Annotated in this window: 31 protein-coding genes; all 31 read right to left on the reverse strand. The window is 40.7% G+C overall.

Annotated features, from left to right (window positions below):
• Positions 1-5: 5 nt before the first annotated feature.
• Positions 6-188 carry a cysteine-rich KTR domain-containing protein gene (locus BLR42_RS00735; RefSeq protein WP_091865735.1) on the reverse strand — a complete coding sequence of 61 codons (183 nt, stop codon included), beginning with the start codon at positions 186-188 and terminating at the stop codon, positions 6-8.
• Between the two features lie 171 nt (positions 189-359).
• A complete protein-coding gene (locus BLR42_RS00740; RefSeq protein WP_091865737.1) occupies positions 360-1,070 on the reverse strand; it encodes a hypothetical protein in 711 nt (236 codons plus the stop codon).
• 12 nt (positions 1,071-1,082) lie between these two features.
• Positions 1,083-1,871, reverse strand: coding sequence for a DUF6033 family protein (locus BLR42_RS00745; RefSeq protein WP_091865739.1), 789 nt, complete (start codon positions 1,869-1,871; stop codon positions 1,083-1,085).
• Positions 1,872-2,107: 236 nt separating this feature from the next.
• A complete protein-coding gene (locus tag BLR42_RS00750) occupies positions 2,108-2,821 on the reverse strand; it encodes a DUF6033 family protein (RefSeq protein ID WP_091865741.1) in 714 nt (237 codons plus the stop codon).
• Between the two features lie 220 nt (positions 2,822-3,041).
• The gene (locus BLR42_RS00755; protein WP_091865743.1) at positions 3,042-4,079 is read right to left on the reverse strand and encodes a hypothetical protein; all 1,038 of its coding nucleotides are present in this window, start codon (positions 4,077-4,079) and stop codon (positions 3,042-3,044) included.
• A 47-nt stretch (positions 4,080-4,126) separates the two neighbouring features.
• Positions 4,127-4,984: a hypothetical protein gene (locus BLR42_RS00760; RefSeq protein WP_139165076.1), complete on the reverse strand. Its 858-nt coding sequence runs from the start codon at positions 4,982-4,984 to the stop codon at positions 4,127-4,129.
• A gap of 41 nt (positions 4,985-5,025) precedes the next feature.
• Entirely contained in the window at positions 5,026-7,152 is a 2,127-nt protein-coding gene (locus BLR42_RS00765) for a hypothetical protein (protein ID WP_139165077.1), read from the reverse strand.
• A 132-nt stretch (positions 7,153-7,284) separates the two neighbouring features.
• Positions 7,285-7,902: a hypothetical protein gene (locus BLR42_RS00770; RefSeq protein WP_091865749.1), complete on the reverse strand. Its 618-nt coding sequence runs from the start codon at positions 7,900-7,902 to the stop codon at positions 7,285-7,287.
• A gap of 166 nt (positions 7,903-8,068) precedes the next feature.
• Positions 8,069-8,680, reverse strand: coding sequence for a hypothetical protein (locus BLR42_RS00780; protein WP_139165078.1), 612 nt, complete (start codon positions 8,678-8,680; stop codon positions 8,069-8,071).
• A 46-nt stretch (positions 8,681-8,726) separates the two neighbouring features.
• The gene (locus BLR42_RS00785) at positions 8,727-9,356 is read right to left on the reverse strand and encodes a hypothetical protein (protein ID WP_091865755.1); all 630 of its coding nucleotides are present in this window, start codon (positions 9,354-9,356) and stop codon (positions 8,727-8,729) included.
• 163 nt (positions 9,357-9,519) lie between these two features.
• Positions 9,520-10,086 (reverse strand): HD-GYP domain-containing protein, encoded by a 567-nt coding sequence (locus BLR42_RS00790; protein WP_091865757.1) that lies wholly within the window; start codon positions 10,084-10,086, stop codon positions 9,520-9,522.
• A gap of 14 nt (positions 10,087-10,100) precedes the next feature.
• Positions 10,101-10,787 (reverse strand): hypothetical protein, encoded by a 687-nt coding sequence (locus BLR42_RS00795; RefSeq protein WP_091865759.1) that lies wholly within the window; start codon positions 10,785-10,787, stop codon positions 10,101-10,103.
• A 179-nt stretch (positions 10,788-10,966) separates the two neighbouring features.
• Positions 10,967-11,611 carry a hypothetical protein gene (locus BLR42_RS00800; RefSeq protein ID WP_091865761.1) on the reverse strand — a complete coding sequence of 215 codons (645 nt, stop codon included), beginning with the start codon at positions 11,609-11,611 and terminating at the stop codon, positions 10,967-10,969.
• A 114-nt stretch (positions 11,612-11,725) separates the two neighbouring features.
• Entirely contained in the window at positions 11,726-12,517 is a 792-nt protein-coding gene (locus BLR42_RS00805; protein WP_091865763.1) for a DUF6033 family protein, read from the reverse strand.
• A gap of 173 nt (positions 12,518-12,690) precedes the next feature.
• The gene (locus BLR42_RS00810) at positions 12,691-13,965 is read right to left on the reverse strand and encodes a sensor histidine kinase (RefSeq protein ID WP_091865766.1); all 1,275 of its coding nucleotides are present in this window, start codon (positions 13,963-13,965) and stop codon (positions 12,691-12,693) included.
• Positions 13,962-14,672 (reverse strand): LytR/AlgR family response regulator transcription factor, encoded by a 711-nt coding sequence (locus tag BLR42_RS00815; RefSeq protein WP_091865768.1) that lies wholly within the window; start codon positions 14,670-14,672, stop codon positions 13,962-13,964. The genes BLR42_RS00810 and BLR42_RS00815 overlap by 4 nt, the downstream gene beginning before the upstream one ends.
• A gap of 158 nt (positions 14,673-14,830) precedes the next feature.
• Entirely contained in the window at positions 14,831-15,814 is a 984-nt protein-coding gene (locus tag BLR42_RS00820) for a hypothetical protein (protein ID WP_091865771.1), read from the reverse strand.
• A 53-nt stretch (positions 15,815-15,867) separates the two neighbouring features.
• Positions 15,868-16,626 (reverse strand): hypothetical protein, encoded by a 759-nt coding sequence (locus BLR42_RS00825; protein ID WP_091865773.1) that lies wholly within the window; start codon positions 16,624-16,626, stop codon positions 15,868-15,870.
• A 111-nt stretch (positions 16,627-16,737) separates the two neighbouring features.
• Complete coding sequence (locus BLR42_RS00830; RefSeq protein WP_091865775.1) at positions 16,738-18,141, reverse strand: sensor histidine kinase; 1,404 nt, start codon at positions 18,139-18,141, stop codon at positions 16,738-16,740.
• A 53-nt stretch (positions 18,142-18,194) separates the two neighbouring features.
• Entirely contained in the window at positions 18,195-18,959 is a 765-nt protein-coding gene (locus BLR42_RS00835; RefSeq protein ID WP_091865777.1) for a LytR/AlgR family response regulator transcription factor, read from the reverse strand.
• A gap of 237 nt (positions 18,960-19,196) precedes the next feature.
• Entirely contained in the window at positions 19,197-19,823 is a 627-nt protein-coding gene (locus BLR42_RS00840) for a hypothetical protein (RefSeq protein ID WP_091865778.1), read from the reverse strand.
• Complete coding sequence (locus BLR42_RS00845; RefSeq protein ID WP_091865780.1) at positions 19,813-20,295, reverse strand: RNA polymerase sigma factor; 483 nt, start codon at positions 20,293-20,295, stop codon at positions 19,813-19,815. The genes BLR42_RS00840 and BLR42_RS00845 overlap by 11 nt, the downstream gene beginning before the upstream one ends.
• A 205-nt stretch (positions 20,296-20,500) precedes the next feature.
• Positions 20,501-21,193 (reverse strand): PBECR4 domain-containing protein, encoded by a 693-nt coding sequence (locus BLR42_RS00850; RefSeq protein ID WP_091865782.1) that lies wholly within the window; start codon positions 21,191-21,193, stop codon positions 20,501-20,503.
• A gap of 274 nt (positions 21,194-21,467) precedes the next feature.
• Entirely contained in the window at positions 21,468-21,761 is a 294-nt protein-coding gene (locus tag BLR42_RS00855) for a SpoVG family protein (protein WP_170832582.1), read from the reverse strand.
• A 131-nt stretch (positions 21,762-21,892) separates the two neighbouring features.
• The gene (locus BLR42_RS00860) at positions 21,893-23,074 is read right to left on the reverse strand and encodes a relaxase/mobilization nuclease domain-containing protein (protein ID WP_091865786.1); all 1,182 of its coding nucleotides are present in this window, start codon (positions 23,072-23,074) and stop codon (positions 21,893-21,895) included.
• Between the two features lie 97 nt (positions 23,075-23,171).
• Entirely contained in the window at positions 23,172-23,456 is a 285-nt protein-coding gene (locus tag BLR42_RS00865) for a hypothetical protein (protein ID WP_091865788.1), read from the reverse strand.
• An 80-nt stretch (positions 23,457-23,536) separates the two neighbouring features.
• Positions 23,537-23,851, reverse strand: coding sequence for a plasmid mobilization protein (mobC, locus tag BLR42_RS00870; RefSeq protein ID WP_242879147.1), 315 nt, complete (start codon positions 23,849-23,851; stop codon positions 23,537-23,539).
• Positions 23,826-24,173: a DUF4316 domain-containing protein gene (locus tag BLR42_RS00875; RefSeq protein ID WP_091865792.1), complete on the reverse strand. Its 348-nt coding sequence runs from the start codon at positions 24,171-24,173 to the stop codon at positions 23,826-23,828. Before BLR42_RS00875 ends, mobC begins: the two co-directional genes overlap by 26 nt.
• The gene (locus BLR42_RS00880; protein ID WP_091865794.1) at positions 24,170-24,391 is read right to left on the reverse strand and encodes a hypothetical protein; all 222 of its coding nucleotides are present in this window, start codon (positions 24,389-24,391) and stop codon (positions 24,170-24,172) included. The genes BLR42_RS00875 and BLR42_RS00880 overlap by 4 nt, the downstream gene beginning before the upstream one ends.
• A gap of 67 nt (positions 24,392-24,458) precedes the next feature.
• Positions 24,459-25,106 (reverse strand): DUF4366 domain-containing protein, encoded by a 648-nt coding sequence (locus BLR42_RS00885; RefSeq protein WP_091865796.1) that lies wholly within the window; start codon positions 25,104-25,106, stop codon positions 24,459-24,461.
• Positions 25,093-25,365 (reverse strand): DUF4315 family protein, encoded by a 273-nt coding sequence (locus tag BLR42_RS00890; RefSeq protein ID WP_091865798.1) that lies wholly within the window; start codon positions 25,363-25,365, stop codon positions 25,093-25,095. Before BLR42_RS00890 ends, BLR42_RS00885 begins: the two co-directional genes overlap by 14 nt.

Consider the following 25,365-nt stretch of genomic DNA (forward strand, 5'->3'; position numbering starts at 1 on the left):
ATATTTCATGTGCCCGGCTCCAAGCTTTTTTCTATCCTAAAATGTATGACATTGATCAGGGTTGTCCGTTTGCACTTTTGACAATGCAGCGGAAACTTTATCAGAACAGTGTCTTCTTGAACTTTTATTCTTGTTTTTTTGTCACATTCTGGGCATCTGACCCAGCGTGTCTTCTTTTCTTCGCCCATAAACATTACTCATATTAGATGCGGAAAAGAACGCAACAGATATGTTCTACCACATCATTTTTCAATAATCAATACAGTCTGCATGAATAGACGTTATTTTGACATAAATAGTCACCAAGATATATTTAATCTATGTTTTCATCAAATCTGAACTCTGAAACGAGACAAAAATCAGTCAAATCCTCCCAGTTCTATATATGTTCTCAAAATACCATTAAAAAGCTCTTTTGTGTGGTCGTCCACAATACAATATCTGTCGTTTGATACATCATTTAGGACTCCATCCGTAGAATTATAATATATTTTTGTATCTTCTATCAGGATAATGCAGTCGCTAAGGCCATCCGTTGTACCTTCTTCATTCCAGGAGGCCTTGATAATTTCTTCTTGAATACCTGCTGCGTCATCATCACTAAGTTCAAAAAGCTCATCCGGCGTATAAAATGCTGATACAGCCACTTTTGAGGAATTATTTTCAATACCCTCCTGCCCGGAAGTATACAGCGAACGATCGGAACCCATGCTTTGATCCAATTTAGCCCCAGATACATCTACGTCCCAATCATCCACGCTACGCTCTCTGCAAAGCATTGAACTATCCATTTCACCGGAATCATAATATTCAATTATCCACTCATCCTGATTGTGGTCTTTATACTCATAGATCTGATCTTTGACATCCCCATCAACTATTCCGATCTGTATTCCTCTGTCAGTATTGTCAACTGCTGCTAGGGGAATAAAAACTTTGTCCCCTGTAATAACGACCCTTAAGCCATCCTCATCCCTGGATGTGTAATTCGCATAACTAATATCCTTGTGTGAGCATGCAGTAATACTCATAACTGCCACTGCCAAAACAACCAAAAGCCCTCTTTTCATATCATTATTCCCCTATAGCTTGCGATACAAGCCAGATGCAAGTATACCCATAGCATCCAGATACATATATTCAATTTCATTTTGCCGGTTCATGCCATTATTTGAGTTCTTTTCTATGTTTTCTTCTGGTATTTTTTTGAAAGAATTTAATTTGTATTTTATAGGATCACTGTTGCTTGTTTGCTCATTAGAATTACTGTTCCCGCAGCAGTCAACACCACCACTGATAACAACATTTTTATCGACGTTCCCGTTTTCATCCAATGTTATACAATAGCTTTTGGTCATCTGGTAAATATCTGCATCAAAGCCATTTTGAGCTGCAATGACATTATCAGCAAGGTCATAGTTTTCTTTCCACTTGGCTATTTTCTTATATATCGCATCATCATACGATGGATCCTTTTGCATCTTTTCTTTAAGGCTCTCCGGAATTATCACCACCATTTCCCCCAAGCCTATTTTCTTTAATCTGTCTTGTATTTCTGCTTGAGATAGACCAGAAGCTGAGCCATGCCACCCATTTAGTTTATCAGCAGTGGTATTTTTATCAAAGTATTCCCAAAAAGGAAAATCATCTTTTTCCCAATTGGTCCTTGTCACTTTGCATTCTTTGCATTCTCCCACCTTAAAGGAAACCTTGACATTTCCTGTTTCTTTGCATTGCAAAGGACAATAACTACCAAGCTGCTCAGCCAGCATAGTGGCAAAAGCTCCAAATTCTGTCTTCTTCAACCCACCACTATCAGGAGCCTCTATATTGCTTATTGTATTGTAAGCTTTAATCTGCTCAACAACCATACTTATCAGCCTTCTGAGAAAACGACACTCATATCCTATTTTACATAGGTGATATCATCAGCAAATAGAATAAAGCAATGATCCTCATGAGCATTATGCCCAAGAACAACATAGCTAACAATTTCTTTTTCTTGATAAATGCAGGTACAGTCAATGCTAGCAGTAAAATGTATGCCAGCAGCAGTTTTGCCGTAAATCCCATGCCCCCTAACAACTTGTTTTTTCTCTATGTAATGCTACAGCGACGTTACAATTGGTCCCATTCTCAATGTATATGCTGATAGCAGTCCTTCTTGTGAATCCGAATATGCCATCATCCTACTGTTATATACTTGATCATAAAGAACTGATTCTATCGACCGGTTATGATACATTTCCTCTTGTACACGATGCCTCTCTTCAGCAACTTCCTTTGCTCTTTCCTGTGCCTCACGTGCTTGTTTCGCTTTTTTCTCTTTCTTGGCTTTTTGTTCCGCTTCGAATTTAGCAACCTTTTCCGGTGATTCTTCACCACTCAGATAATGAGTTACGGTTCCATCTTCATGTATTACCAAGCCTTCAGATGTTTTCCTATGCCCAATCATTGCCATAAATGCATCTGTCTGAGGTACCCCATAGTTAAAATAATCCGATATTTTCTTTTCATAGTAAGCTGCTTTTTCAGGATCATTAGCCATCTGCTTCAAAATATTAGGTGCTATGGCAACATTGCCGGAGCCTGCTGTTCCGCCGGCAAATCTATCCATGCTATTCTGATCTTTTCCAACGCTCGTCACAGTAATTGGGACTCCGTATTTGTCCTGTAAGTAGTTCTTATAGGCATCAACTTTATTCTCCGCAGTAGCCTCCTGCATGGAGCTTGTGAAATCTGGTGAGGATACCTTATTTGACCTTGTCAGATTCGCATACTGATATGCATTTGCAACGCTTCCGATACCGCCAATATTCATAGCGAACCTCCGAATAATAAAATAGCAGGGACTCCATATGACAAACATCATCTTCCATGAATCCCTGCACAGTTTAATGAATCCTATTCTTATGTCATGGGCTAAAACAGAACCCACATGTGCGTTTTCCCTCATAATTATTGTCAGCTAACAGCCTTCATAAGGCAACAGCAACTGCATGAATAGACGTTATTTTGACATGAATGGACAAAGCTTGCCTTTATAGCATTACCATTCCAAAATAATCCATTATCCAATTCCTGTCCGCAGTATTCTTTATTGGAATATTGTTGGCTTCCAGGTATTGGTGTATTCTTCCTTTACCTTCACGCAGATCATTATTATAGAGGCTGTTTTTCTGGAGTTCCATGACGAGACTTGACCGATTATTTCCTGTATTTTTGCGTATATTTTCATTCACATACTTGGTAATTGCTGCTTTTACTGTGTCAAGGTCATTCTTTTCTCTCAGTTCAACCCTTGCTTCACAGAAAAGGAAGGATCCCGAAGGGACAAAGCTGTTATCTATTACACCGGAATCATCCAGACCGCGGTATGTGTTTATGGTTTTCTGATTCCAGACTCCATTATAGGTAATGCCACCGTCAATGAAGGTTTTACTATTATCCACTGCATCATAATCAGGTCTCGATGCACCATAACTGTCTGCCAGTTCATTAAGAGTATCCTTGAATACAGTTTGCATCTCTTTGTAAGCGTAGTAATAGTCGGCATTATAATACATCGTCCCCTTAAGATTACCATAGTAATCGCCTACATCCGACCTTAGACCAGTTTCTGTAAATAATTTCTCTGCTTCCCGGGCGTTTTTCTCGGCTGCATTTTGTGCATTGGCCCTTGACATATGTTCATATACAGTTGACAATGCCTTTGTAATGCCAGTCTTCGTTGCAGTGCTGAAGCTGCATGTTTTCTTTATATAAGCAGTGACATCTTCTATCGTCTTTTCCCCAGCATAGAATCCTTCCATAACGTCATAAGACTCATGAAAAAGTTTATTCCAACTAAGGAGCGGTGCGTCTGCCGCTTTGTTTTTTAGATCATTGTAGTTCTCGCACGGAATTGGAGCTGTAGATATTGCCGGACCTTCATATCTGTCTAACGCAGATTCTGTACCATCAGCATTTATCTTTATCAGATTATCATTGTCACCTTTTCGAAGGGAGATCGTTTCACGGCTATTCCTCTGATAATAGCTAAGTTCATATGTATCTGTCAGACCTGTATGTTGTATCATGGTTTGCTCCTTGCTTGTATGGACTATAATGTTTTTCAATTATTGCTTTAAACATCTGATTTCATCTGTGGAAACTGGATATCAAAAATATCTTCTCCATATGGTATATCAAGCTTCCGATCCTCATTTAAAGTATATTCCTTGCCACCAATTTTAAAGACAGATCCCACTTCATATTTATTAAACAAGGCGCTGCCCCTGTTGGTATACATGTCATATACCGCATCATACTCAAACTTTCTTACAGCTACGCCCGCATTTCCATTGGAATAAAAGTAATCCTGCTTCCTTGAACCACTTTCCACAGAAAAGAATCCCTCTTTGATTCCGGCATCATTTAGAAACTGTTTCTGTTCAGTAGCACTATAGTATAAACCTAAATATGTTCCATCCTGCGAGAGCATGTTCCAAAACTTCGTTATTTCATAGCTTTTACTGTTTTGCCGTCCGGATATCAGATCCGAATAGGGTTGCGTAAGCCTGTCATGGTCACATGAAAAGGTATGCAGGCAGCCATCTTTATCTGTATATTTGTAATATTTTTCATTATCAAAGTGGACAACATTATCTTTGGCCTGTATCGTAGAGCACCAGGCTTCATCAACTGTCGGAAGACTTTTCTTTGAGTATTCTTTTCCGTTTACCTTGATGGAGTTTACTGTTTCGCCATGGTCCTTATGAATGTTTGTATAACCAAAGTTTATTGCATCCATCACAGATTTTGATATGCCGATTGTTCTACTATTATTCTTTGAATAAGTAATAGTAGGCGATATTATTCCGTGCACATATTCATCACGGCGTCCTCTATTCCCAATTTTATTGGATTTATATTCTCCTGCTCCTCTTCCGCCAGTCAAGAGAAGCTGGGCTATATTCATATTTGACTGCCTTTGCACTCTCACTAATACCGCCTCCTATTCTTGAGGTACATGAAAATTGCGTGTTATGCTTCCTTCTTCCTCCGATTCAGGATGTCGTTTGCCATTTCAAGATACGGGTTCTTGAACTCCGGGGCATTGGCGCGCAGCTCTGCATCTTTAGCGTCCATAAACTTGCAAAACTCATCAAAGGAATAGCGTTTACTTCCGCCATCATACATATACCATTTGCTGGCTGCATTGGGATCCTGCTCAAGAAGTCTTTCTCGGGTGGTTTTCTGATTCTTCCTGAGCTTCTCAATATTCCGCTCGATAAGTTCACCCTGCATCTTCATGAACTCATATCCGTCCATGGCTTTTTGTATCTTACCGTTTTCCCAGTTTTCCTGAATAAGACGCTTCATGCGTTCAGCCTCGGTTTCTTCTTTCATCTCTTCTGATTCATCTACAGAACCGTTCTGTATCCAATCCTTGAAGGATGCTTCGCTGATTTTACCCGACATGTAGCCTGACCACTTATCTTTATCAGCTATAAACTCTGAACTGATATTGTTCTGAGCTACCCACTCCATGATAAGTTGGGCGCGCTCATAATCTTCATCGTTTTGGAATTCAATCTCCCAATCAATCCCATTAGTTTCACTATTGGAATAGCGTACTCCGTTAGCATCCATGGAAATCAGACCAAGCTCGGACTTTCTCTGGTCGGAAGTATCTGCAGCACCGGAAACTGATGAAGCATAAACTGATACTTCATATCTATACTCCTCTTTTGCATATGTATTATCTGCCGGTGCTGTTTCTTTTGCTTCATTGACAGCTTTATCAGTATCGCCAAGGAGCTTTTCCCACTCTTCATCTGTAAGATCTCCCAAATCCTTGTCTCCACCCTTGGTTGCAAAGAGATTAGCGGTTTCTTCCAGCATTTTCAGAAGTACGGATGAGTCAAATTTTTCTTTTGTCTGTTCTTTTGTAAAGGAAGCTTTGGAACCAGAAATTGTATCGCTCCAGTTACTCTTTTTGGAGATAGCCTCATCCAGTGAAGCATACTCTGTCTTTCTCAAAGGATCTGTAACGTTTTTAAGCACGCTGTAACTGCCAAAAGCATATCCCGTTCCTGTGTCATGGGCATCTGCATATTGGCAGTAAGCGAACATCTCTACTGCCGATGCATGCTTAGGATCAACTTCATTTATATTTACGTCAATGTCCTGGTCACCGACATGCACCCGGACAATAGCATCATCTGAGCCGGGCTTGAATACTTCTGATGCAGTCATCACATAAGTCATATTTCCGACAGGAAGTGTGCCCATTCCACTTAAGGGAGTAACTATCTCTTTCTGTTCGTCTTCCTTATCGCTCACTTCTACAGGTTTTGTGGCATCAGCTGTTTCAGCGCCGCCTATTTCCCGGCTGCCAAAATAACTTATTGCCTGGAACCGGAATCCTGAAAAAGTACCAAAGCTTCCGGTATCTCCCCAGACTTTGGCTCCTGCAAATGTTGTTGCATTCTCTACTGGCTCAGGAGAAATGCCTGTGCCAACACCTGATGTCATCATGACTTCCATCAGCCTGTTTATGTGGGAAAGAAGCTGCTCAGCTCCAAGAGTGCTTACGCCCATCATCTGGAAGTTGTTTATGGAACCGTTAAGCTCAGACAGGTAATTCTTTTTCTCAAATATATCAACAGGAGCCACATCATCCACTGCCTGCATGGCTTCATCAGCAATACCTTCTGTATCGCGGATATATGAGCAAAGTGCCGCAAATTCAGTAAAATCAGAGTCGGTCGGATCAACGTTATATGGATCGATTTCCTTTGAGAACTCCTTGCCATTCTCATCAGTTCCGGTTGCAGTATACTTTCTGCTGTCACCATCCACATCAATCCGAATTTCAAACTTCTGCATTACACCCTGATATGAATATGCTGTTTTACCATCGGAAAGCTGTGTTGCGGTATAACCCGAGTTCCACACATTCGCTGTGATCACCCTTGTGTAGCCCTTCTTTTTGGGTTCTTCCTCTTTTTCCAGGGTATCTACAACCTCTGGTGAATCCTCGTCTTTTTCAAGAACAGCACTCTGGAAATCACTATTTCCGATGGTCTGGTTTGAATAATAGTGGGCACTCTGCACAAATGCACTCTGCGAGTAATAATAGTTTCCGTTTGTAATTGTATTTGACATAAGTGTTCCTTTCTGCGGCTCGTCCGTCATTCAGAGCCGCGCCACTCTCCGGAAAGGACCGAGTGGGCAAATAACCTTCAGATACATCATTTTGTCTTTGGCGCCACCTTCTTTCACATAATTCTTTAACAACTACAGCCACTTTAATATGTCGAGAAGTCCCTGGACTCCTCTGGGTGACATGGTATTGTTCATATTGAGCTTTAGCTGTTGCTCATACCAACTTCTGAAGTTTATGTTAGTATTCATATCTGCATCAGGCATACTGTACTCCATCTTGTAATGTGCTGATACAAGGTTCATCATCACATCCTTCTGATCAAGCTTCCCCTCATCCTTCAGGTGGTGCATTCTTACTGAAAGATCAATAAAATTGCAATTGGAGCCATCCACGCTGTCTACATCTACTAGGCGTTCCTCACATCTCCCATCGTTATACTGCAGCTTCACGGTATACTCGGAACCTGAACCATCATTTCTGTAGACATAGGCATGGTAGCCATATTGCCCGTCATACCAGTGATATGTAGGCTCGCCTGATGTAGCAGTCTCTTCTGGATTTATAGCGGTCTCCTCGGTTTTTCTGTTGTTTTCAGTTTCCGGCTCATAGATCCTGCTCTTTTCAGATAGCTTGTTTGCAAAAGAGCTTGTTCCGGAATTATCACATTCATCTGCCGGAGATGATTTGATGCCGGTTCGGACTCCCGAGAAAGTGCTAACATAGCTTAAATACTGCGAATTAACCTGCATGGATTATGCACCTCCTTTATTTCCGGTATAAAAATGCCGAATATCCCCAGGCTGATCAATCCTTTGATATCTGGCTGTTCCATCACTATTAATATCGGTTTTAATGTGTTCTGCTTAATATGGCTGTCATGAATAGACGTTATAATGGCATGATTAGCAGTTTTTGCTAAATCCATTTGAGAATATCCATAAGGTCTTTTATATACTTCGGAGATCCATTGTTTTTTATCTCCAGCATCAGCAGCCGTTCATACCTGCTTCTAAAGTCGATTACAGTATGATCATCAGCTTCCGGCAAGTTGTATCTCATATAAATTTGTGCCTGAATGATCTGCACTCCTGCGTTTTCTATTTTTCCTTGGTCCTCAAGATGATACAGCTTTACAGAAAGATCTGTAATATTACATGATGCCGCATCAATCATATCTGCATTAACGGTTCTTTCCTCTATTCTTCCATTGTCATACCTCAGCTTCACTGTATACTCCGATTCAGTTCCTTCATTTTTATACACATATGCTGTATACCCAAAATTCCCATCGTGCCAACGATGATCAGGCACTCCTTGCTCCGGCATTTCCTTATTTACTACATCATCATTGGAATTAACAATTTCCAATTTTTTATCAGTATCATTCAGGCACTCCTGCTTTTCCAACAATTTATCTTTAAAAGAAGATTTATCCTGATCTGTTTCATGACCATCAACCGATGTTACGTCATTAAAATATGCCATTGAAGATAGCGCAAAATCACCTTTTATCAACCCAATACTCATATCATGAACCTTTCAGCACATCTTTTTTGCATCAGCTACTACAATTTCATACGAATGCATATGATTTCATGCTCATCCCAAAAGCATTTCTGCTATCTAACAGCGCATCATAGAATGCCTTGAACTTAAGGTAACCCTGCATATTTCCAACTGTGTACTGCATCTGCATCATATCGCGTGCCAAATCCATGAAGTTAGCTTTTTCAAGGCCATCATAGTCTGGGGTCTTATCATAGATTCTGTTCTTGGACATGAGGAAACTGTCAACTGCACTTTTGCACTTTCCTGAGTCTGACAGATATGACGAATAAGCATGCATTTCTGCGGAAGTTGCATTGGTAGGATCAACTTCAGAAATTTTCACCATCTGCTCAGTCTTATTCCCGTTCTTATCCCATATTTCAACCCTGTACTCCGGATCGTTTTCGTCAAAATCTGCAGGCTTATATACGGCAGTGTTTATTCCAGAACGCGCATCGACCCACGAGCTCAGACATCTTGAACCATCTTCTGCCACCTTTTTATAGTGAAGAGTAAGACCGGAAGATTCTGTAACCGTATATCCGTTATCAAGAGTATTTTTAAAATCACCGGCTACATTATTGTTTTTATTCTTAGTTCCTTCGCTACCTATTCCCTGATAGGAATAGGCGTTACTTACAGCACCTATATTCATAGCCATCACTCCTTCATATCACATAAAAAGCCGAATATCATCAGATTGTTCAATCCATTGATATCCGGCAAATCCTTTGCTGATATAAATATCGGTAAAGGCATAAGTCATCTTAATATTTGTGGCATGAATAGACGTTAAAATGACATGAATAGACCTCATCTCATGTACATGGCTGACATTTCTCCAGTACTGTCTTGGAAATGGATGTAAATATATCCACTAATTCTTTATCAAGCTGTGTGCCAGCAACTTCTCTGATAATTCTGAAAGCTTCCTCATGAGTTTTTGCATCTTCATAAGGTCGTTTCATCGTTATTGCTGAATAAGTGTCAGTGATAGCAATTATCCTTGAAGCAAGAGGAATATCGGGCCCCTTTAGCTTATAATAACCTTTTCCATCAATTCTCTCATGATGATATAAAACCCAGTCTGTAATCCCATCAAATAAACCAAGCGATTCTATTATTTTTACACCAAGCTCCGGATGAGTACGCATTATTTTCCATTCCTCATCATCAAGCTTGCCAGGCTTATTCAATATAGACTCGGAAATTTCCAGTTTCCCTATGTCATGCAAAAAGGCAGCATACTCCAGTCCAACTGGATTCACCACATTTTGATATTCATGCGGCAGGTTCTCATAAAACAGCATGGTAAGATTTTGAACATGCTTACAATGCCACTGCACTTCTTTGTTTTTGAAGAAAAATGAAACTGGTCCATCCATCAAAACGTTCCTTATTACCCATCTATACAAAATTCCATATGCCCGGAATCGTTCCCACAATCAATTTCCACGGTCTTCATTATATAGCTTTCTCCTGAAGGAACCGGATATGTAAAATATAACCTGCTTTTATCCCATTTCAATTCTGGCTCTCCTGAAGAACTGCCTGTATAAAACCATTTTTCATAAACATAGTTCGTATGAAACTCTGTAAAATCAACATTATCAATCAGTACTATCCCATATGCCCCCGCTTCTTTGCTTATAACTCCATATGCCTTATATCTACCTTTGTTCTCTTCAGCCATTTTTACGAGAACATCTGCATCCTCTTTCCAATCAATAGTATTATTCCAAGCAACCGGTTCAGAATTGTATTGGTTGAGTATCCTATCAATTACTCGGCTATAGTCATTTTCAATATTATTATCATCGTGCGTTTTCATAGCAGGCTCAAATGTGTGGGCAACCTCATCTGGAGCTTCTGTTGCTGTAATATCTTCTGCTGGTAAATAATCCTGTGAAGCTGTTTTCTCTTGTTCTCCTGAAAGAGTATCCTTAACATAATAAATATCCTCTTCGAATAAATCACTTGATGATGTTGAGGCTGTTGTCTTTGAAGAAGATACAAGTATTCCCCCAATAACAACAGTAATGATTGCAAGTGTTATTCCGCAAATAACTATTGTTTTCTTTTTCATAAGGAACACCTCCAGCTAGTTTTTAGCATTTATAACAAATGCCGAATATCCATGAAGCTTTTCCTTCCGCTGATATCCGGCAATTCTGTTATTTTTATTTTACTTTGTATATGAACCTAATTCTACATGGTTTGCATGAATAGACGTGAAACCGGCATTAATAGACACAGATTTGCAATCTACAGCGAAAGATCTATATATTCACCAGTTATTCCCCCTAAATTACAAGTCTTGAGTGATGATAGATCCACCCCACTGGAGTCTATTTCCACGACATTTTGGAGCTGTGCCTCATAAAACTTGTGATATTCGGTGCCGATGGCCAGCGCAGCCTCATTTGATTCTTCACAGAGTTTTTCCATTTTCTTGTTATGAGCTTCTTCTTCTCGCTGATCCCATTGGGATTCTTTTGACTCCGCTTTTTTCTTTTGCATCTGAGCCATGGCCTGTGCCATTTTGGCTGCCTGATACAGCTTCTTATCATAATCCATCAATCTGCTCTCATCTGATGCCGGAACGTTGTCACCATTAGCCAAGGCTCTGTAAACAGCCAACGCTTTAGCCTGATCTTTTATGTATTTTTCCGTAGCAGCAGATTGTGTTTTTTCAGCAGCCATTTCTGCCTGTGTCTTCAGCATGTCACCATAGTCTTTGCGGTCTTTCACAAGCTGGCGACTGGATTCCTCTGTTAAAACAAGCTGGTCTTCTTCTTTGGAAAGTATAACGTCTTCACCTTCAGAGTTTTTCACAGTAGTCCCCTTAGGAATCCTATATGCTTCGTATGTGTGCAGGTAGCCTGTATAATCCACACCTGAAATACTCATGTGATCAACTCCTTATCCCTTGTAATCAACCTTAGTTCCAACCATCCGTTCTGAATAGGTCATAACTCTGTCAGCCGCGCTATTATATGAATATCTCTGAGCCTTAGACAGAAGCTAATCCATAGACTCCGCTTCGAGAATTACGTAGTCCTCATCATAATTATCCTCTATTGTTTTATCGCCCTTCTTGTCAGTATCAGCATTATCCGTCTTTTTGTCTTTTACCTTCTGCAGGCGTTCCTCTCGGGCTTTTTTATCGGCTTTCTTTTTTTCCTGAAGCTTCTGTGTTTTCTTCTCCGCAGCTTTCTTCTCTGTTCGTTTCTTTTGCAGATCTGAAGACTTACCTACAGTGGCAAAAAAGCTCTCTTTCCCATTGGAATCAACAGATATGCCGAAATTCTTTACATTAGCACCGCTACTTGATAAGCCCATCTTTGCCTGTGTCATTTTTGCCTGAGACATGGCAATAATGCCCTCATACTTCTTCCTGAAGGATTCATCTGTGGCCATACGCTCAAGCTTTTCTTCATCTATGAGCACAACCATCTTATTGGCATTGCCATAGGACGCAGCATTCTGCTGAACCTGCGCCTTCATATCATTGCTGACAGTGATAAACTCCATGTTATGGAACTTTGATTTCAACTTTCCAAGATAGTCTTTTGCCTTGGCAGAAAGCTGCACATCACCAATCGTGCTGCCATATTCTGCTGATCTGGGAACAAGAGAGCTCTTATTGTCTATTGGAGACCAGTTTTTTGTTTCGATCGGAGCTGCTTTGCTATCTTTTGCAGCAGCTGCCGGGGCTGTTTTAGACGTAATCTGAGATTTATCACTTTGAGTTTTTGCTGAGTTCCATGTATTCTCTGTCTGCTGATAAGCAGAAATACCATTGATTCCAGCCATAATCGTTTACCTCCTTGTAAATGACGCCGACATCCATTTCATGAAAATATTCAATTTTTCCGATAAGAATAGTTTTCTATATCTCTTTTCGTCATCAGAATAAGAAACAATAACCTCTGTTGCATGAATAGACGTTAAAATGACATAAATAGACATAGATTAGTAATCAATATCTATATCATTACGACTGCACTAAATTCTTCTTCAGTACATGCAATGGCAAAACTTCCATCGTATTTTGCCGTAACTCCTTCCACATTAGAGAGTCCTATACCATTGCTCTCATCAGAATCGGTCTGCACCTTGTTATCTAAAATCGTGACTTTCTGCACCACAGGATTCTTTATCATAAGGATTAGATTATCGTCCTTTTCAACAAATTTTACCTGTATAGATGCACTCTCCCCAGAAAGCATCACTTTTTCACACTCATGTATCGCATTCTCAATGAGATTTCCCAAAAGAATAACAATATCCTCATCAGAAATCCTTATATCATGAAGATCACTGACAGCAAATGTCATTCCAATTCCCTTTTCCTTGGCTATACGATACTGCTGATTCAAAACAGCATTTATAACTGGATGTCCTACATTTACCTCAGATATCTCCACAGATATACTTTTGGTTAACTTCTCCACATAATCTGTAGCGGATTCCACGTCACCACTGGCTAATAGTTCCTGTATGGTTGCAAGCTGCTTTTTATAATCATGAAGCTTTTTCCCTTGGCGCTCATATAGTGACTGCATATCCCTGAAAGCCTGAAGCTGGTTCTGCTTGCGCTCTATCTGTACAGCAGACAAGCGTATTTCTTCATCCTTTTTCAATAATTCCTGTAAGATGAAAAGAGCTGCAATATTAACTACAATCAGTAATATTGATACAAATATTTCGAAGGCCCCCATAGCACCACTCACAAATAGTGTCGCAAAGTAAAAGCCTGCAATAACACTTGAAAACGGGATCCAAATGAAATTATAAATCTTGTTAGATGAATGCTTCAGTAAATGTTTTAAATATGTAAGCTGCTTTCTAAGAATAAAAGTAGTGCAGAAAAGCAAGGCAAACGGTATCAATAATAAGAAACGCGCTAATTCTTTATCCCCAAAAGCGACCTGACTTATTCCAACAATGGTGGATTCAAACAAAATCAGCATTAGAACTTTTGAACCCGCAAAGAAAATCCCAATAAAAGCAGATGCTTTATAGCACACTATAATATAAATGATATTCACCAATACCAGCATCAGTATTTTCAGAGGGTAAAACTCACTTGATAAAGCTTCAACAAACAATGCTTCTGCTATACAAGCAGCATAAAGTCCCATACTGCATATAATCTTTCCCCTCAAATTCCATTTGCATTCAAGAAATGAATCATAAAAATATATACTTAATGCCGTCTCAATTATTCCCTCTGCAAAGAAAACTATCCATGCCATCATATTTTTTCACCTGCAAACAGTGCAAATATCCTTCGCACCTCTTTATATCTGGCTCTAGGGATTGGCAACTGCCTCCCATCATCCATAGTGAGGACATAGTTGTTGATATTACGGATATGATCCATATTTACAAGGAAGCTGTTATGCACCCTTAGAAAGCCATGACTTTTAAGCTGTTCCTCCATGTCATCAAGCTTCTTGTATATCTGATATGACTCATTTTTCAATCTAATAGTATTTTTATGCCCTGCGGTTTCAATCAACAGAATATCTGATGCTTGCAGGCATACTTCACCGCCCACACAAGAGAATAGTATTTTGTTAGATTTTCGTTTTTTCTCATGGCATAGATCGTCCATGCATTCTGAAAAAGTTTTGTCCAGATCATCCTTTATGAGGAAACGGCTCGCCCTTACTTTATAACCATCAAGAGCATAATTCATATAGGCCGTAACAAGAACGATAGGAACATCTTCATTCTCTTCGCGGATATTTTTGGCAACAGTAAGACCATCCATGTCATCCATGTTTATGTCAAGGAAAATTGCATCTATGTCAGCATTTTTAGATATAGCTTTTAGCAGTTCTTCTCCTGAGCCGCACTCACTAATAGACATACCGATACGTTTTTCTTTATCATATTTTTCAATCATATCCCGAAGCTTCGTTAAATCCTTTTTATCATCATCACAAATTAAAATGTTCATAGGAACACCTTCTTTCTATTCATATAATTATGATATCGGATATTCGCATTGAAATAAAATATGGCTGCATTAAACGACGGTAAAATGGCGTAAAACGACGGTGGAAGGACAAAAATAGGGACACTCCAATCCGGAATGTCCCTGAAGGTTCATGGCTCTTATATTCCATATAGCATTTTCCTATGCTCTATGGCTTTTTCAGTCAATTCTTTATTGAGATCCTGCCTCTTCTGATAGTCCTCAAGCTGCTTCTTCTGTCTCGCTGCTCTCTGAGCCCGGCGCCTTGCATTGTCATTGTTGTTATTGCGCCTGCTCCTCTGGGAGTTCTCGCTACGCATTTTTTCCAAAACTTCATCCAGTTTCTCTGCTGCACTCATAAGTTCTGATTCGCGGCCTTTGATGGCAAGATCAACGTGCTGGATTGTTCCAGCAGTGCCATCTTCTTTTAGAAATATACCTGTTTTTCGCACCTTTCCATCCAGAACGCCGTCCTCGCCATCAAGGGTAAACTCCGTATCTTCGGATCCCAGGAAAATTGCACCTACTCCCGCTTCTTTCAGGCTCTTCATCTCATCTTCTCCATCGTCTGTCTTGCTCCAGACTTTGAGCTTGTCAAAAACCTCATCGTTTTCATCAATCCAGCCGTTACCATCAGTATCGTATTCGGCAAGGTCCTTGAAGCCGTCACCGCTCTTTACACCAAAGAGCTCTGTGCCGTCATTAATCTTTCCATCATCGTTTTTATCAAGGGCAAGGAATCCGCTTCCTGCCTTTGTCATGGAGATTTCATCCTCCTTGCCATCGGCATCCAGATCAAACTTAAATTTCTTATCGCTGAGCCCGGAAGTCTGCGCATTATAATTGATGATAAGAGGGTCAAACAGGTTGTCCAGTGGAGATGACATTGGTATAAAGGTTTCATGTTCTTTCTGACGGGCCATGCTTACATCAACGTCAACCTTAATGTCCCTTCCGTCTTCGGTTTGTACCTTGCCGGAGGCTTTATAATCAGTCTTTTCTTTTTCTACGTGCTTTTCTACAATCCCAGCAAAAAATCCGCCTGTCCCTGCGCCGCCTGTCTTCAAATCCTTTTGATAGCTGTAGTTTGCATTAGAGCACACATCACTATTAGCTATCTTCATATGTCATTGTCCTCGTATTTGTGTAAACAGATATAGTTACTGAAAGTGCTACCTTAGAACCATCTGGAGAACATGGATGAAAGGAAAGATCCGTATCCACCATATCCGCCAAGCAGATTGTTTGTTCCATATCGTCCATTTGAACCATATATACCGGTAGTTACCGAAAATCTGCTTGCTGTAACCGCTGCCTGGGATGTCAGGGAAGCATTGTTACGCATTCTCTGTCCAAAGGATCCTGCTCCTGCAAACGCTTTCTTTATATCATCTTTGGTTGCTCCCTTGAAAACATCCTCATCCACAGAGAGTTCACCGGTCTTACTGTCATAGCCGATACCAATCTTTCTGAGATCTGATACATTGTTAAGAGCATCTTCCCTCATCCAGCCTGCTCTGTTTCTGACAGTTGTACTCGTAGTATTTCTAGCATTTGTGCTGACTTCGTTGTAACCTTCTACAAAATTCTTTACGGTCTTAAGGAGCTGATCAGTGTTCTTCTCCTCATACATCTCACCGTAGGAAAGTTTACGTCCGGCATTTTCAACCTTCACAGCGCCATCAGCGACATTCGCATCTGCCATGTAAGACCTGTTGTTAGTGGCATTATAAGCATTGTTCATAGCCTTTATGGTGTTGGCACTAAGGCCAAAATAGCTGTTATTGCCACCGATACCAGAAGATCTGGATGTTCCACGGGTTCCTGTAGTCCTGCTCCTGTTATTCACATGCGACGTTCCCTGTCTGTTCCAAATGTTGGAGGCTCCGCCTATCCTGCTTGTCAGGACATCAAAATAGTTTTGTCCAAAGTTCATAAAAAAACACCTCCTCTTAAGGACGATCACTTTATCTATTTCAAGTATCGTCTACAAAAGGAGGCGTTTAAATAGGTATGTAATGAACGGACATGTTTATGTAATGAATAGTCAGTTTCCTGTGTTTTGGAGCATTACTTTCACTTCAAAGACCTTATTTTCCGTCTTCACGTCCATGACTCCAAGGTACTTGTCAGAAATCTGCATAACACTCTTTAATCCAATTCCATGCTTGTCAGACTTCGAAGCATCTTTCTTTTTGCTTACAATGCTGTTATCAGCCCCTCTGATAACCTTTCCATCATATGAGTTTTCTGTTTTTACCAGATAAAAGTTATCTTTTGAAGTGCCTGATATCTTTATGAAGCGGTCTTCTTCCGGAATGACCACCACTGCTTCCAATGCATTATCCAGAAGATTATTGAGCACAATAGCCATATCCATGGCGCTGATATTCTTTTCCACAGGAAAAGAAAAATCGCAATCAAAGGAGCATCCAAGTTTTTCCGCCTGAGATGCCGCCTCATTTATGACAACATCAGTAACAGGATTCCCGGTAGAATACTTAACACCGCCGGCATTAAGTTCTATATCCATTTCACTAAGGAACTGCGAGGCATCCTGATACCGGTTGTTTTCAATAAAGCTTTTCAGTATCATCAGCTTTCCAGCCATATCATGGCGCAGTGTTCTGATCTGATCATGGTGCTTTTCTGTGTATTCAATCTTTTTCCGAAGAAACTCCTGCTCACGGACCTGTTCCTGTAGCAACAATTCCTCTTCCTTTAGTCTTCTGTACCGCTGCCATGTTGCGATAGCGGACATCTCTCCAATGAATATGAGAATAGCCAGGATTGGTAGTACAAGCTTAAGGTTCTTCTTTTCATCCAAGAGAATAAATACTTCCTTTTCCAGCGGAACCACCATGACCTCTGCAATGAGGTAGGCAATAACATAGGACACCCCGGAATATATTGAAAGATAAAGTGCCTCAGTCCAGGACATGTCCCGCTTGTGCACGCATATCTTTTCAATGCAGAAATAGATAGCGATGAAAGCCGCTGCCAGGAACACTATCTCCAGTGCCATCTGAACCATCATCCTGCCATAAAATACAGCAAGCGCATCACCCTGTGAATAGTCTATGTTCTGTGTGAACCATATGGATATGTAATCAGACAGGACAATATTCATGATGTACCATACAAAAAACATGTTCTGCCATAGGAAATAGACGAACACGATATGCGGCAAAATCCTTTTATCATAGAAATAGAATACAGCCAGTATCGTCAACAGACTTATAATGGTCCAGGCACCTCTGGTTGAAAAAGGCACCACAAAAAGAGTTGCCCCTTCGGCAGTAATAACTACCGAAATCACTATCTTTTTTGCCCTGTCCATGACATCATCACTTATAAAAGCATTGATAAGAAATCCAAGAAGAATGCCTCGGACAAGAATAATCATAATCCCATAGCATTCTTCTACAATTCGAAACATCTGCTCCGTCATAAAGCCCCCATGTTCAAATTATTAATTGTCTGCACCTGCGTTAAACATACGAGTCATGATATAAAATCCAAGTACGCCTTGATGAAATCTGCATATTTATATTTTGAGATGATCAGTGATTCACCATTATCAATCTTGGCTTCGGATTTTGAATACCCTTTTACATGCTTCATGTTGACAATATAACCTCTATGAATCCTGAAATAGTTTTTGCCGAGTTCGCATTCAAATTCGGACATAGGCTTGTAGATTTCATAGTTCTGATCTGGCAAATGCACTACGGCTTTTCTTCCTGAGCTTTCAATGTACAGAACATCCTTAAGATTTAAGTTTATCAAACCTTTACCGGATTGAAGCGCTATAAAATTATCCTCTGACTTCTCGTATGTTGTCTCACACACAAGCTGAGCATCTAACTTTTTCAGCTCTTCAATTGCCCTGTGAAGTTCGCCATCAAAAGAAAACCGATCTACCGGTTTCAAAAGATATCCATAAGCCTTGACTCCAAAGGCATCACCCATTCTGTCAGGAATACCGGTCACATATATGATCAGCGGCCTTGAGGCACGCATGCTTTTCCCATTATGCTCTATGCGGCAGCCAAGCTCTCTTGCCGTCTCTATGCCGTCATTCCCGTCCATGGCAATATCAAGGAAAAGGACATCAATCTTTATTCCGGCATCTATATCTTTTATCAGTTCTTCCCCGGAAACATATTCTCTTATATCTGCTTTATATGAACTGTCAGACAGCCATACATGTAGTAAATCCCTTACAGCCTTTTCGTCATCACATACTGCAAAACAATACTTTCCCATGAGCCCTTGCCTCTTATACTGTTTCCCCTGCAAACGCAAAAATGCTTAGCACGGACATCCATGTAAGCATTTTCGACATAATCCTATATTCATCATAACATCACAGCAATCATTACAGAAATATTCATGTCATGAATGGACACTTTTTTGTAATGAATGGTCAGTCTCTTTACCAAAGACTAATATACCTTCTAAAATAACTCCTACCCTCAGATTACGATTTCAGTAACAATTCAATCAATATGATGTATATATGCCAGGCTCAGTTTCTTTGAATTGCAGGTATCTATTAGGGCTTGAAGCGATGTGAAAAGCTCCGTCTTTCTCTTTAAGTACTGTTACATAAAGGCTTATTTCGGTTCCATTAAGGAAAACATAACAGGTATCATTTTCAAATTTATCAGTTATATCAACAGCCTGCTCCTGAAAATATAGCATTATCTTGCCATCATCGTTATAACTTACATCTACTTCTCTGGAAAGATGCAGTATCAATTCATCCTCTGTCAGGGCTCTCTCTGTGCCATCAGCCTCGATGGCAACACCTCCTCCGCCAGCTTCTCTTACACTTCCATCTGTGTCGGTATATTCCATGGTATAATTACCTAATCCATCAAAGTCAATGGTTACATCAGTCTGGTCGCCATGCATCCATAACTGAATTGTTCTTTGGATTCCACCAACATTTGCAGCATAAGCCGTTCCGGAACCACCAACAATTACGAAGCAGGCCGCAACTGCAGCAGCGAAAGTTCTTAACATTGCTTTTTTCTTTAATATTGCCATTTTTTCATCATCCAAAGTAAAGTCACTGGAGGTCTGTAAAACCGAAAATGCTTTCTTGTACTGTTCTCTATTGCTCATCTTCCCAGCCCTCCTTAAGTGCGTCTTTTAGTTTTGCACGTCCGCGTGATAATCTGACCTTTATATTGCTTTCTGTGGTTCTGAGTATCTTGGCTATCTCTTTGATGCTGTAGTCTTCGTAGTAAAAGAGATGAACTACAACTCTATATTTTTCGGGCAGCTTCATAACCTCTTCAAATAATTCCTTAGTTTCCGGTGTTTCAAATGATAATGTCTCAATATAATTATCCAAAGGCATTCCATTCCTATGCCAGAAAGAGGACTGAATATTTTTGGCTTTATTAATTGCCACTCTGAGTAGCCATGCGCGTATATGCTGTTCATTATCAAAGTTTTTATGTGTCATGTAATATTGAAGAAAAGTATCCTGAACAACGTCTTCTGCGTCACTGGCATTTTTACAAATATTGAATGCCACCGCATACACATTGTTCTTGTACATATTCATCAGTTCCTGTACAGGTAGTTTCATTTAATGCTCCTTCTTTTAAGGCCTTATACTAATATTACAATTGACCCAAAGAAAAGGTTACAAAAAAAACGATGAAGAATATTTTTCCTCATCGTTTGATTTCCAAAACAGAAAATAGCAGATCTCTAGCTCTCTTGTTTATTAAATTCAATAAGCCTTACACACATACTTCGCCCATCAAAACTTTCTATCATCAAACAATGCCTCAATTATCCGTAGCATTTTTATTGTTATCATTTTGATCATTCGGGTTCTCTAAGGTTTCTGAACATGTTGTATTTTGTGCTTCGCTGTTCTTTTCGTCTTTATCTTCAGGCTTATAATTTGGATGGCGATATAATTCAGTCGTTGTACCATCAGTTATTTTTTCTTTCAGCATCCAATAAGCGGCTGTGCCTTTATAAGCGTTAGTTTTAACAAAAAATGATACTACAACATAGTTGTCATTTTGTTCTCGCTTCCTAATGAATACATAGACAGTCGACTTTCGTTTGGATGACTTTGCTTCAATAAAATAATCAGCCCGAATAAGACTCCCAAACTGTTGCATCTCGTAGATTCTTATAAAATCGCTTATATCAAGGTACTCTTGTAAATACCGTAGCTGATCAACCCTGCTCTTTATACTTCTGCCCTCAGGATGGATTTTTTTGTACTCATCACTGGACTCCAGTATTTCATCTGTTATCTTTCCCTGAATTATTGCTTCTATTACCTTAGCGGGATCTCTTTCTATGTGAATATCGTCTATATGTTGAAGGCCAGACATATGCCTGAAGTCATTTTCCTCAAAGTCAATTGTAATATCTTTTGTATTTCTTCGAAGTGATATTACAAAATGATATTTTATATTAAGCAGCTCTCTATAATTAGCTGCGCATTCGTATATTATGTCCATTTTCCTCCCATCACTAACAAAAGCCTTGCATAAGCAAGGCTTTTGTTAATGCAACTTTCTCTTCGTTTTCACTAGATGGTTTATGGTAAGTTGCCACCTTTTGCAGAACCTCCGCAGTCCCCGCATACCATCACGGCTTCTGTTTCATAGGTAATGAAAGCATTTTTACGAGTATGCTTCTCGAGAAGTTTCCTTCTACAATCATAATACAGTTGAGCGGCCTTCATGTCAATTGAAAAAGCACATTCTTTTCTTAAAATTCTATAATCAGTTGTTACGCTTCAAAAGAGACTCCTTCCCCACTTTCATAGCTCTGGAGGATCTTCTCCTGGAGCTGTTCTCTGAAATCCCTTGTCACAGGATATGCGATATCCTTGAACTGGGGTTTTCCATTCTCATCCACAGCCTTCATCTTGTAGCTGGGCATGGACATGAAGAGATTCCCTGCCTTGCTCTCCACAATGGAAATATTTCTGACAGCAAAGCTGCTCCCAAATGTTACTGTGGCTACTCCCCTGACTCCGTTTATTGTCTCCTCAAGTGCTTTTGTCCTTACATCGATTCTCATAATAGTTTTCCCCCCTCGTTTGAAAAATTGTTGTTTTGTTTTTGCTCGGGTGGCTACCCTGGGACGACCTCTGCCTACGGCAAAGGTCGCATGCAAGCAATGCATATGTAATACATATGCATGTTTCGCTTTTATAACGAGGCCTCCGACCTCGAGCTACGGCTTGGCTTCGCCTTCGCCTTTTCTTCCTTTTCTGCTTCCTCTCTGGCAAGCAGAAGTTCAAGATTCTTCCTTGCGATAAGATAGTCTCTCCGCTCATTTTTCAGCTGAACATACTGCTGAAAATCAGGTCTATTAGCTTCAATGAGTTCGCCATATTCCCTGCGGAGATCTTTGAGCTTTGGGATTTTCCCATCAGGCAGTTTTTCAAAAATCGCTTTGGCCTTCTTATGCTCCTGGATCTCTTTTTCATGTTCAGCAAGGTACTTTTTGCTGTAGCCGCTCTTCATGTAGGCAGTGTAACTATCTGCCGTTTTGGAGTATGCGATGATGGCATTCTGAAGTTCCTTGTTATCTGCCATCTTCTGATTTCTGGCCTTAACTTTGCTATTCAGTTCTTCAATTTCTGCATCCATGGAGTCGGTCTTCTTAACCAGTTCTTCGTAAGATGAAATGCCATGTTCCTCCAAAAACAACAGCACCTTGGCGCGCTGCTTAAGGTTAAACTTCCTCGCCCAGTTCTCATAACCTTTGCCTTTTCCCTCCCGCATTTTCTTCTCGATATCAACAAGGAAGCTTAGGCTGTTATAGTCAAGGCCATGATTATTTCCCCTGTCATTTTCCTTACCATGCTTACGGATCTTCTCCTCATATCTGGACTGGATCACAGATAGATTATTCTCAAGACAGAGCATGTCGGAAACCCTGGAGAGAGCATAACTGGAAAAATACATATTCCGGAATCTGCTCTTTCCATCAATGGCTACCGCATTGAAAACCACATGATTATGGATGTGGTGTTTGTCCGTATGAGTGGTTACTATGAAGGCATGCTTTCCCTTGGTGAACTTCATAGCAAGTTCATATCCAAGCTCGTTTGCATGTTCCGGAGTTATCTCACCAGGCTTAAATGCCTGCCTGATCTGATAGGCGATAATGTCTTTTTTGTGTGGTTTACGGACATTGTCCTCATAGATTTTTCTCGAAAGAAGGAACTGTTCCTCAATAGAATTGGGATCACAACCATAGGTGCTTACATACTTTTCGTCCTCAGTTTTTCTTGAATCCCTGATGTAATCGATGCTGCGCTTAAGGCAGTCAGCAACAGATTTAGACCTAACATGATGAAGCGGAATAAGCATTGTCGCTGCCATCAAATTCCTCCTTTCGCAAATCCGGGCATAATAAAAAGCAGCCCGTATCGTAAAATACAGACTGCTCCTTTGCCCTTAATCTATGAAATTGCAATCTTTAGATATCCTGGTACAGTTCTATAACCCTGTCCAAAAGATACTCGCCATAGCCAAGTGCCAGCATTGCACCAGCAATCATCATAGCTGCAACGAATGTCATGCACACTCCAAAGACACAGTGGGTAGAAATGTTGTAGATAATGATCACTATACCCAGCAGGAATGCCACACCTGCCACAACTCCAGACACGTTCACAACGACCTTCACAAAAAGGCTCAGTGTGAATACAACCAGGAACAGCGGAAACAATAAAACCTTAAACAGAAATCTTACAATACTCATGGCGACTACCTCCTTGATGCCTAAACAAATGTTGTTATAACCATGATAAAGTCAGTAGATGCAGCTGCCAAGTTTGTCGATTACCTTATCTTTGAAAAAGCAATCATCATGCTTTTTGTGTGATCCCAGATCTCATCCAGACGCTTTTGCAGATCTTTGATATCTTCTGCATAGACCTCTCCGAAAGCATTTGCCTTCTTGGCATACTGATTGAGATTGTTGGAACACATGCGCAAGAAATAAACGATTTCACTGAAATCATCGGTTTTAAGTTTTACGCAGTAGCCATCAAGGATCATCTTCCTGATATAGATACTGCGACTCGTGATCCCAGCCTCATTCATCTTGGCAAGGAGCCTGGTGTACTCCTTATCTGTCAATCTCAAAGTGACCATGTGCGTGTGCTCTTGCATGTTCTTTTCTCTCCTCTGCAATCTGTTCTTCCTCGATGGCTCTCTGCCTGAAAGCCTCATACTCCCTGGCTCTTTTGCCGGAAAGCTCTGTTGAGTCATCATCTCCAGGGTCATCGGGATCATCTTCGGGGACAGCATTTATAAGGCCATCGAAGTTATTGTCATTGGCTTCGATGGCATCCTCAGCCGCCTTCAGATAGTTCTTCTTGGAACGGATTGTGTGCTCCTCCAAGATAGCCTCTTCGGCTTCTGTAAGCTCTTCTTCCTTGTGGATTCTGTCGTTTGCTATATCAAGCCCGCTCATGAGATCACCCCTTTCGCTTTTTTGTAGTTCTCAAGTTTCTGCAAAACTGAAGGTCTGCCATCGGTCTTGCCTTTCCTGATCATCTGCTTCTTTTTGCGTGAAGTTTTCTTCTTTGCATCCACGACTTCTCCCATTCTGACACTGTAATTCGACAGGCGGTCAGTTATCATACTGACCTTCTCTTCTGCTGTCATATCAGCTGTTAATACTTCTACCATGAACTGTTCCCCCTTTCTTTAGTCCGGCAGCCACACATTGAACCAATATGCAGCCGCCTTCGTTTTCTTAGTCTTCAGGCTTTTCGTTGACAGTCTCTATCTTATCCAGAGCTCCGGTCTCTTCATCCTCGGCATAATCCTCATCAGGATCTTTCTTTTCCTTCTTGATGAAGTCGTCCCTGTTGCTGTAGACATAGAACCCACCAGCGCATCCAAGAATTGCCAGGATGACAAATACTATCAGATTGGAGTTGCCCTTCTTTGGTTCCTCCGGTGGAGCCTCCTCTTCATCCGGTTCTTCCACTACAGGCTCAGGTTCAGGCTCCTCAGTTTCGCCCTTAAGCTCTGCTATTTCTTCCTCATCCATAAGTGAAAGCAGGTCTCTCTCATCAACAAGGTTAAGGAAGTGGACTGTGTTCTCTCCTTCATCATCACGGTCGATGATAATATAAAAGATATTTCCTGTCTTGGTGGTAACAGTGATGAACTGCTTTCCGCTCTTTTCCGGATTCCCGTAGTCATCGACTATGGTAAGGTTACCTTCCGGAGTGAGCGGCCCCATCTTTTCAGGTTCCTCCTTAGGCGGGGCGGGAGGAATGATTTCTTCCTCCTCTACCATCTCAGGGTCAACTCTGGCAAAAGCAGTTACAGGTGCCAGTGTAAGTGCTAAGCTGATACATCCAGCTAAAAGCGCAGTAGTCTTAAACTTCCTCATCTTCCGTATCCTCCTCTTCGTTATTCCCGCTGACGATATCGCCAACAGACTTGCCTCCGGGAAGATTGCTCTTTGTATAAGCAATCAGCTTCTGGAGTCCCTCAGGAGTGATATCTGCAGCCTTCATCATTTCATGGACAGCTGCCATCTCTTCCTCCTGGCATTTCTTTTCCAGGGCTTTGACCCTTGCATCAACCTCGGCTCTTCGCTCCCTGGCCTTTGCAAGTTCAGCCTTGTATCGATCTAACCTTTCAAACAT

Source organism: Butyrivibrio sp. INlla16, from assembly GCF_900104155.1.
Lineage (GTDB): Bacteria > Bacillota > Clostridia > Lachnospirales > Lachnospiraceae > Butyrivibrio.

Bases quoted from the DNA above. Each gene is read 5' to 3' on its own strand.
- BLR42_RS00735 (WP_091865735.1), bottom strand. From the start codon at position 188: ATGGGCGAAGAAAAGAAGACACGCTGGGTCAGATGCCCAGAATGTGAC.
- BLR42_RS00740 (WP_091865737.1), bottom strand. From the start codon at position 1,070: ATGAAAAGAGGGCTTTTGGTTGTTTTGGCAGTGGCAGTTATGAGTATT.
- BLR42_RS00745 (WP_091865739.1), bottom strand. From the start codon at position 1,871: ATGGTTGTTGAGCAGATTAAAGCTTACAATACAATAAGCAATATAGAG.
- BLR42_RS00750 (WP_091865741.1), bottom strand. From the start codon at position 2,821: ATGAATATTGGCGGTATCGGAAGCGTTGCAAATGCATATCAGTATGCG.
- BLR42_RS00755 (WP_091865743.1), bottom strand. From the start codon at position 4,079: ATGATACAACATACAGGTCTGACAGATACATATGAACTTAGCTATTAT.
- BLR42_RS00765 (WP_139165077.1), bottom strand. From the start codon at position 7,152: ATGTCAAATACAATTACAAACGGAAACTATTATTACTCGCAGAGTGCA.
- BLR42_RS00770 (WP_091865749.1), bottom strand. From the start codon at position 7,902: ATGCAGGTTAATTCGCAGTATTTAAGCTATGTTAGCACTTTCTCGGGA.
- BLR42_RS00780 (WP_139165078.1), bottom strand. From the start codon at position 8,680: ATGAGTATTGGGTTGATAAAAGGTGATTTTGCGCTATCTTCAATGGCA.
- BLR42_RS00785 (WP_091865755.1), bottom strand. From the start codon at position 9,356: ATGAATATAGGTGCTGTAAGTAACGCCTATTCCTATCAGGGAATAGGT.
- BLR42_RS00790 (WP_091865757.1), bottom strand. From the start codon at position 10,086: ATGGATGGACCAGTTTCATTTTTCTTCAAAAACAAAGAAGTGCAGTGG.
- BLR42_RS00795 (WP_091865759.1), bottom strand. From the start codon at position 10,787: ATGAAAAAGAAAACAATAGTTATTTGCGGAATAACACTTGCAATCATT.
- BLR42_RS00800 (WP_091865761.1), bottom strand. From the start codon at position 11,611: ATGAGTATTTCAGGTGTGGATTATACAGGCTACCTGCACACATACGAA.
- BLR42_RS00805 (WP_091865763.1), bottom strand. From the start codon at position 12,517: ATGGCTGGAATCAATGGTATTTCTGCTTATCAGCAGACAGAGAATACA.
- BLR42_RS00810 (WP_091865766.1), bottom strand. From the start codon at position 13,965: ATGATGGCATGGATAGTTTTCTTTGCAGAGGGAATAATTGAGACGGCA.
- BLR42_RS00815 (WP_091865768.1), bottom strand. From the start codon at position 14,672: ATGAACATTTTAATTTGTGATGATGATAAAAAGGATTTAACGAAGCTT.
- BLR42_RS00820 (WP_091865771.1), bottom strand. From the start codon at position 15,814: ATGAAGATAGCTAATAGTGATGTGTGCTCTAATGCAAACTACAGCTAT.
- BLR42_RS00825 (WP_091865773.1), bottom strand. From the start codon at position 16,626: ATGAACTTTGGACAAAACTATTTTGATGTCCTGACAAGCAGGATAGGC.
- BLR42_RS00830 (WP_091865775.1), bottom strand. From the start codon at position 18,141: ATGACGGAGCAGATGTTTCGAATTGTAGAAGAATGCTATGGGATTATG.
- BLR42_RS00835 (WP_091865777.1), bottom strand. From the start codon at position 18,959: ATGGGAAAGTATTGTTTTGCAGTATGTGATGACGAAAAGGCTGTAAGG.
- BLR42_RS00840 (WP_091865778.1), bottom strand. From the start codon at position 19,823: ATGAGCAATAGAGAACAGTACAAGAAAGCATTTTCGGTTTTACAGACC.
- BLR42_RS00845 (WP_091865780.1), bottom strand. From the start codon at position 20,295: ATGAAACTACCTGTACAGGAACTGATGAATATGTACAAGAACAATGTG.
- BLR42_RS00850 (WP_091865782.1), bottom strand. From the start codon at position 21,193: ATGGACATAATATACGAATGCGCAGCTAATTATAGAGAGCTGCTTAAT.
- BLR42_RS00855 (WP_170832582.1), bottom strand. From the start codon at position 21,761: ATGAGAATCGATGTAAGGACAAAAGCACTTGAGGAGACAATAAACGGA.
- BLR42_RS00860 (WP_091865786.1), bottom strand. From the start codon at position 23,074: ATGGCAGCGACAATGCTTATTCCGCTTCATCATGTTAGGTCTAAATCT.
- BLR42_RS00865 (WP_091865788.1), bottom strand. From the start codon at position 23,456: ATGAGTATTGTAAGATTTCTGTTTAAGGTTTTATTGTTTCCGCTGTTC.
- mobC (WP_242879147.1), bottom strand. From the start codon at position 23,851: ATGGTCACTTTGAGATTGACAGATAAGGAGTACACCAGGCTCCTTGCC.
- BLR42_RS00875 (WP_091865792.1), bottom strand. From the start codon at position 24,173: ATGAGCGGGCTTGATATAGCAAACGACAGAATCCACAAGGAAGAAGAG.
- BLR42_RS00880 (WP_091865794.1), bottom strand. From the start codon at position 24,391: ATGGTAGAAGTATTAACAGCTGATATGACAGCAGAAGAGAAGGTCAGT.
- BLR42_RS00885 (WP_091865796.1), bottom strand. From the start codon at position 25,106: ATGAGGAAGTTTAAGACTACTGCGCTTTTAGCTGGATGTATCAGCTTA.
- BLR42_RS00890 (WP_091865798.1), bottom strand. From the start codon at position 25,365: ATGTTTGAAAGGTTAGATCGATACAAGGCTGAACTTGCAAAGGCCAGG.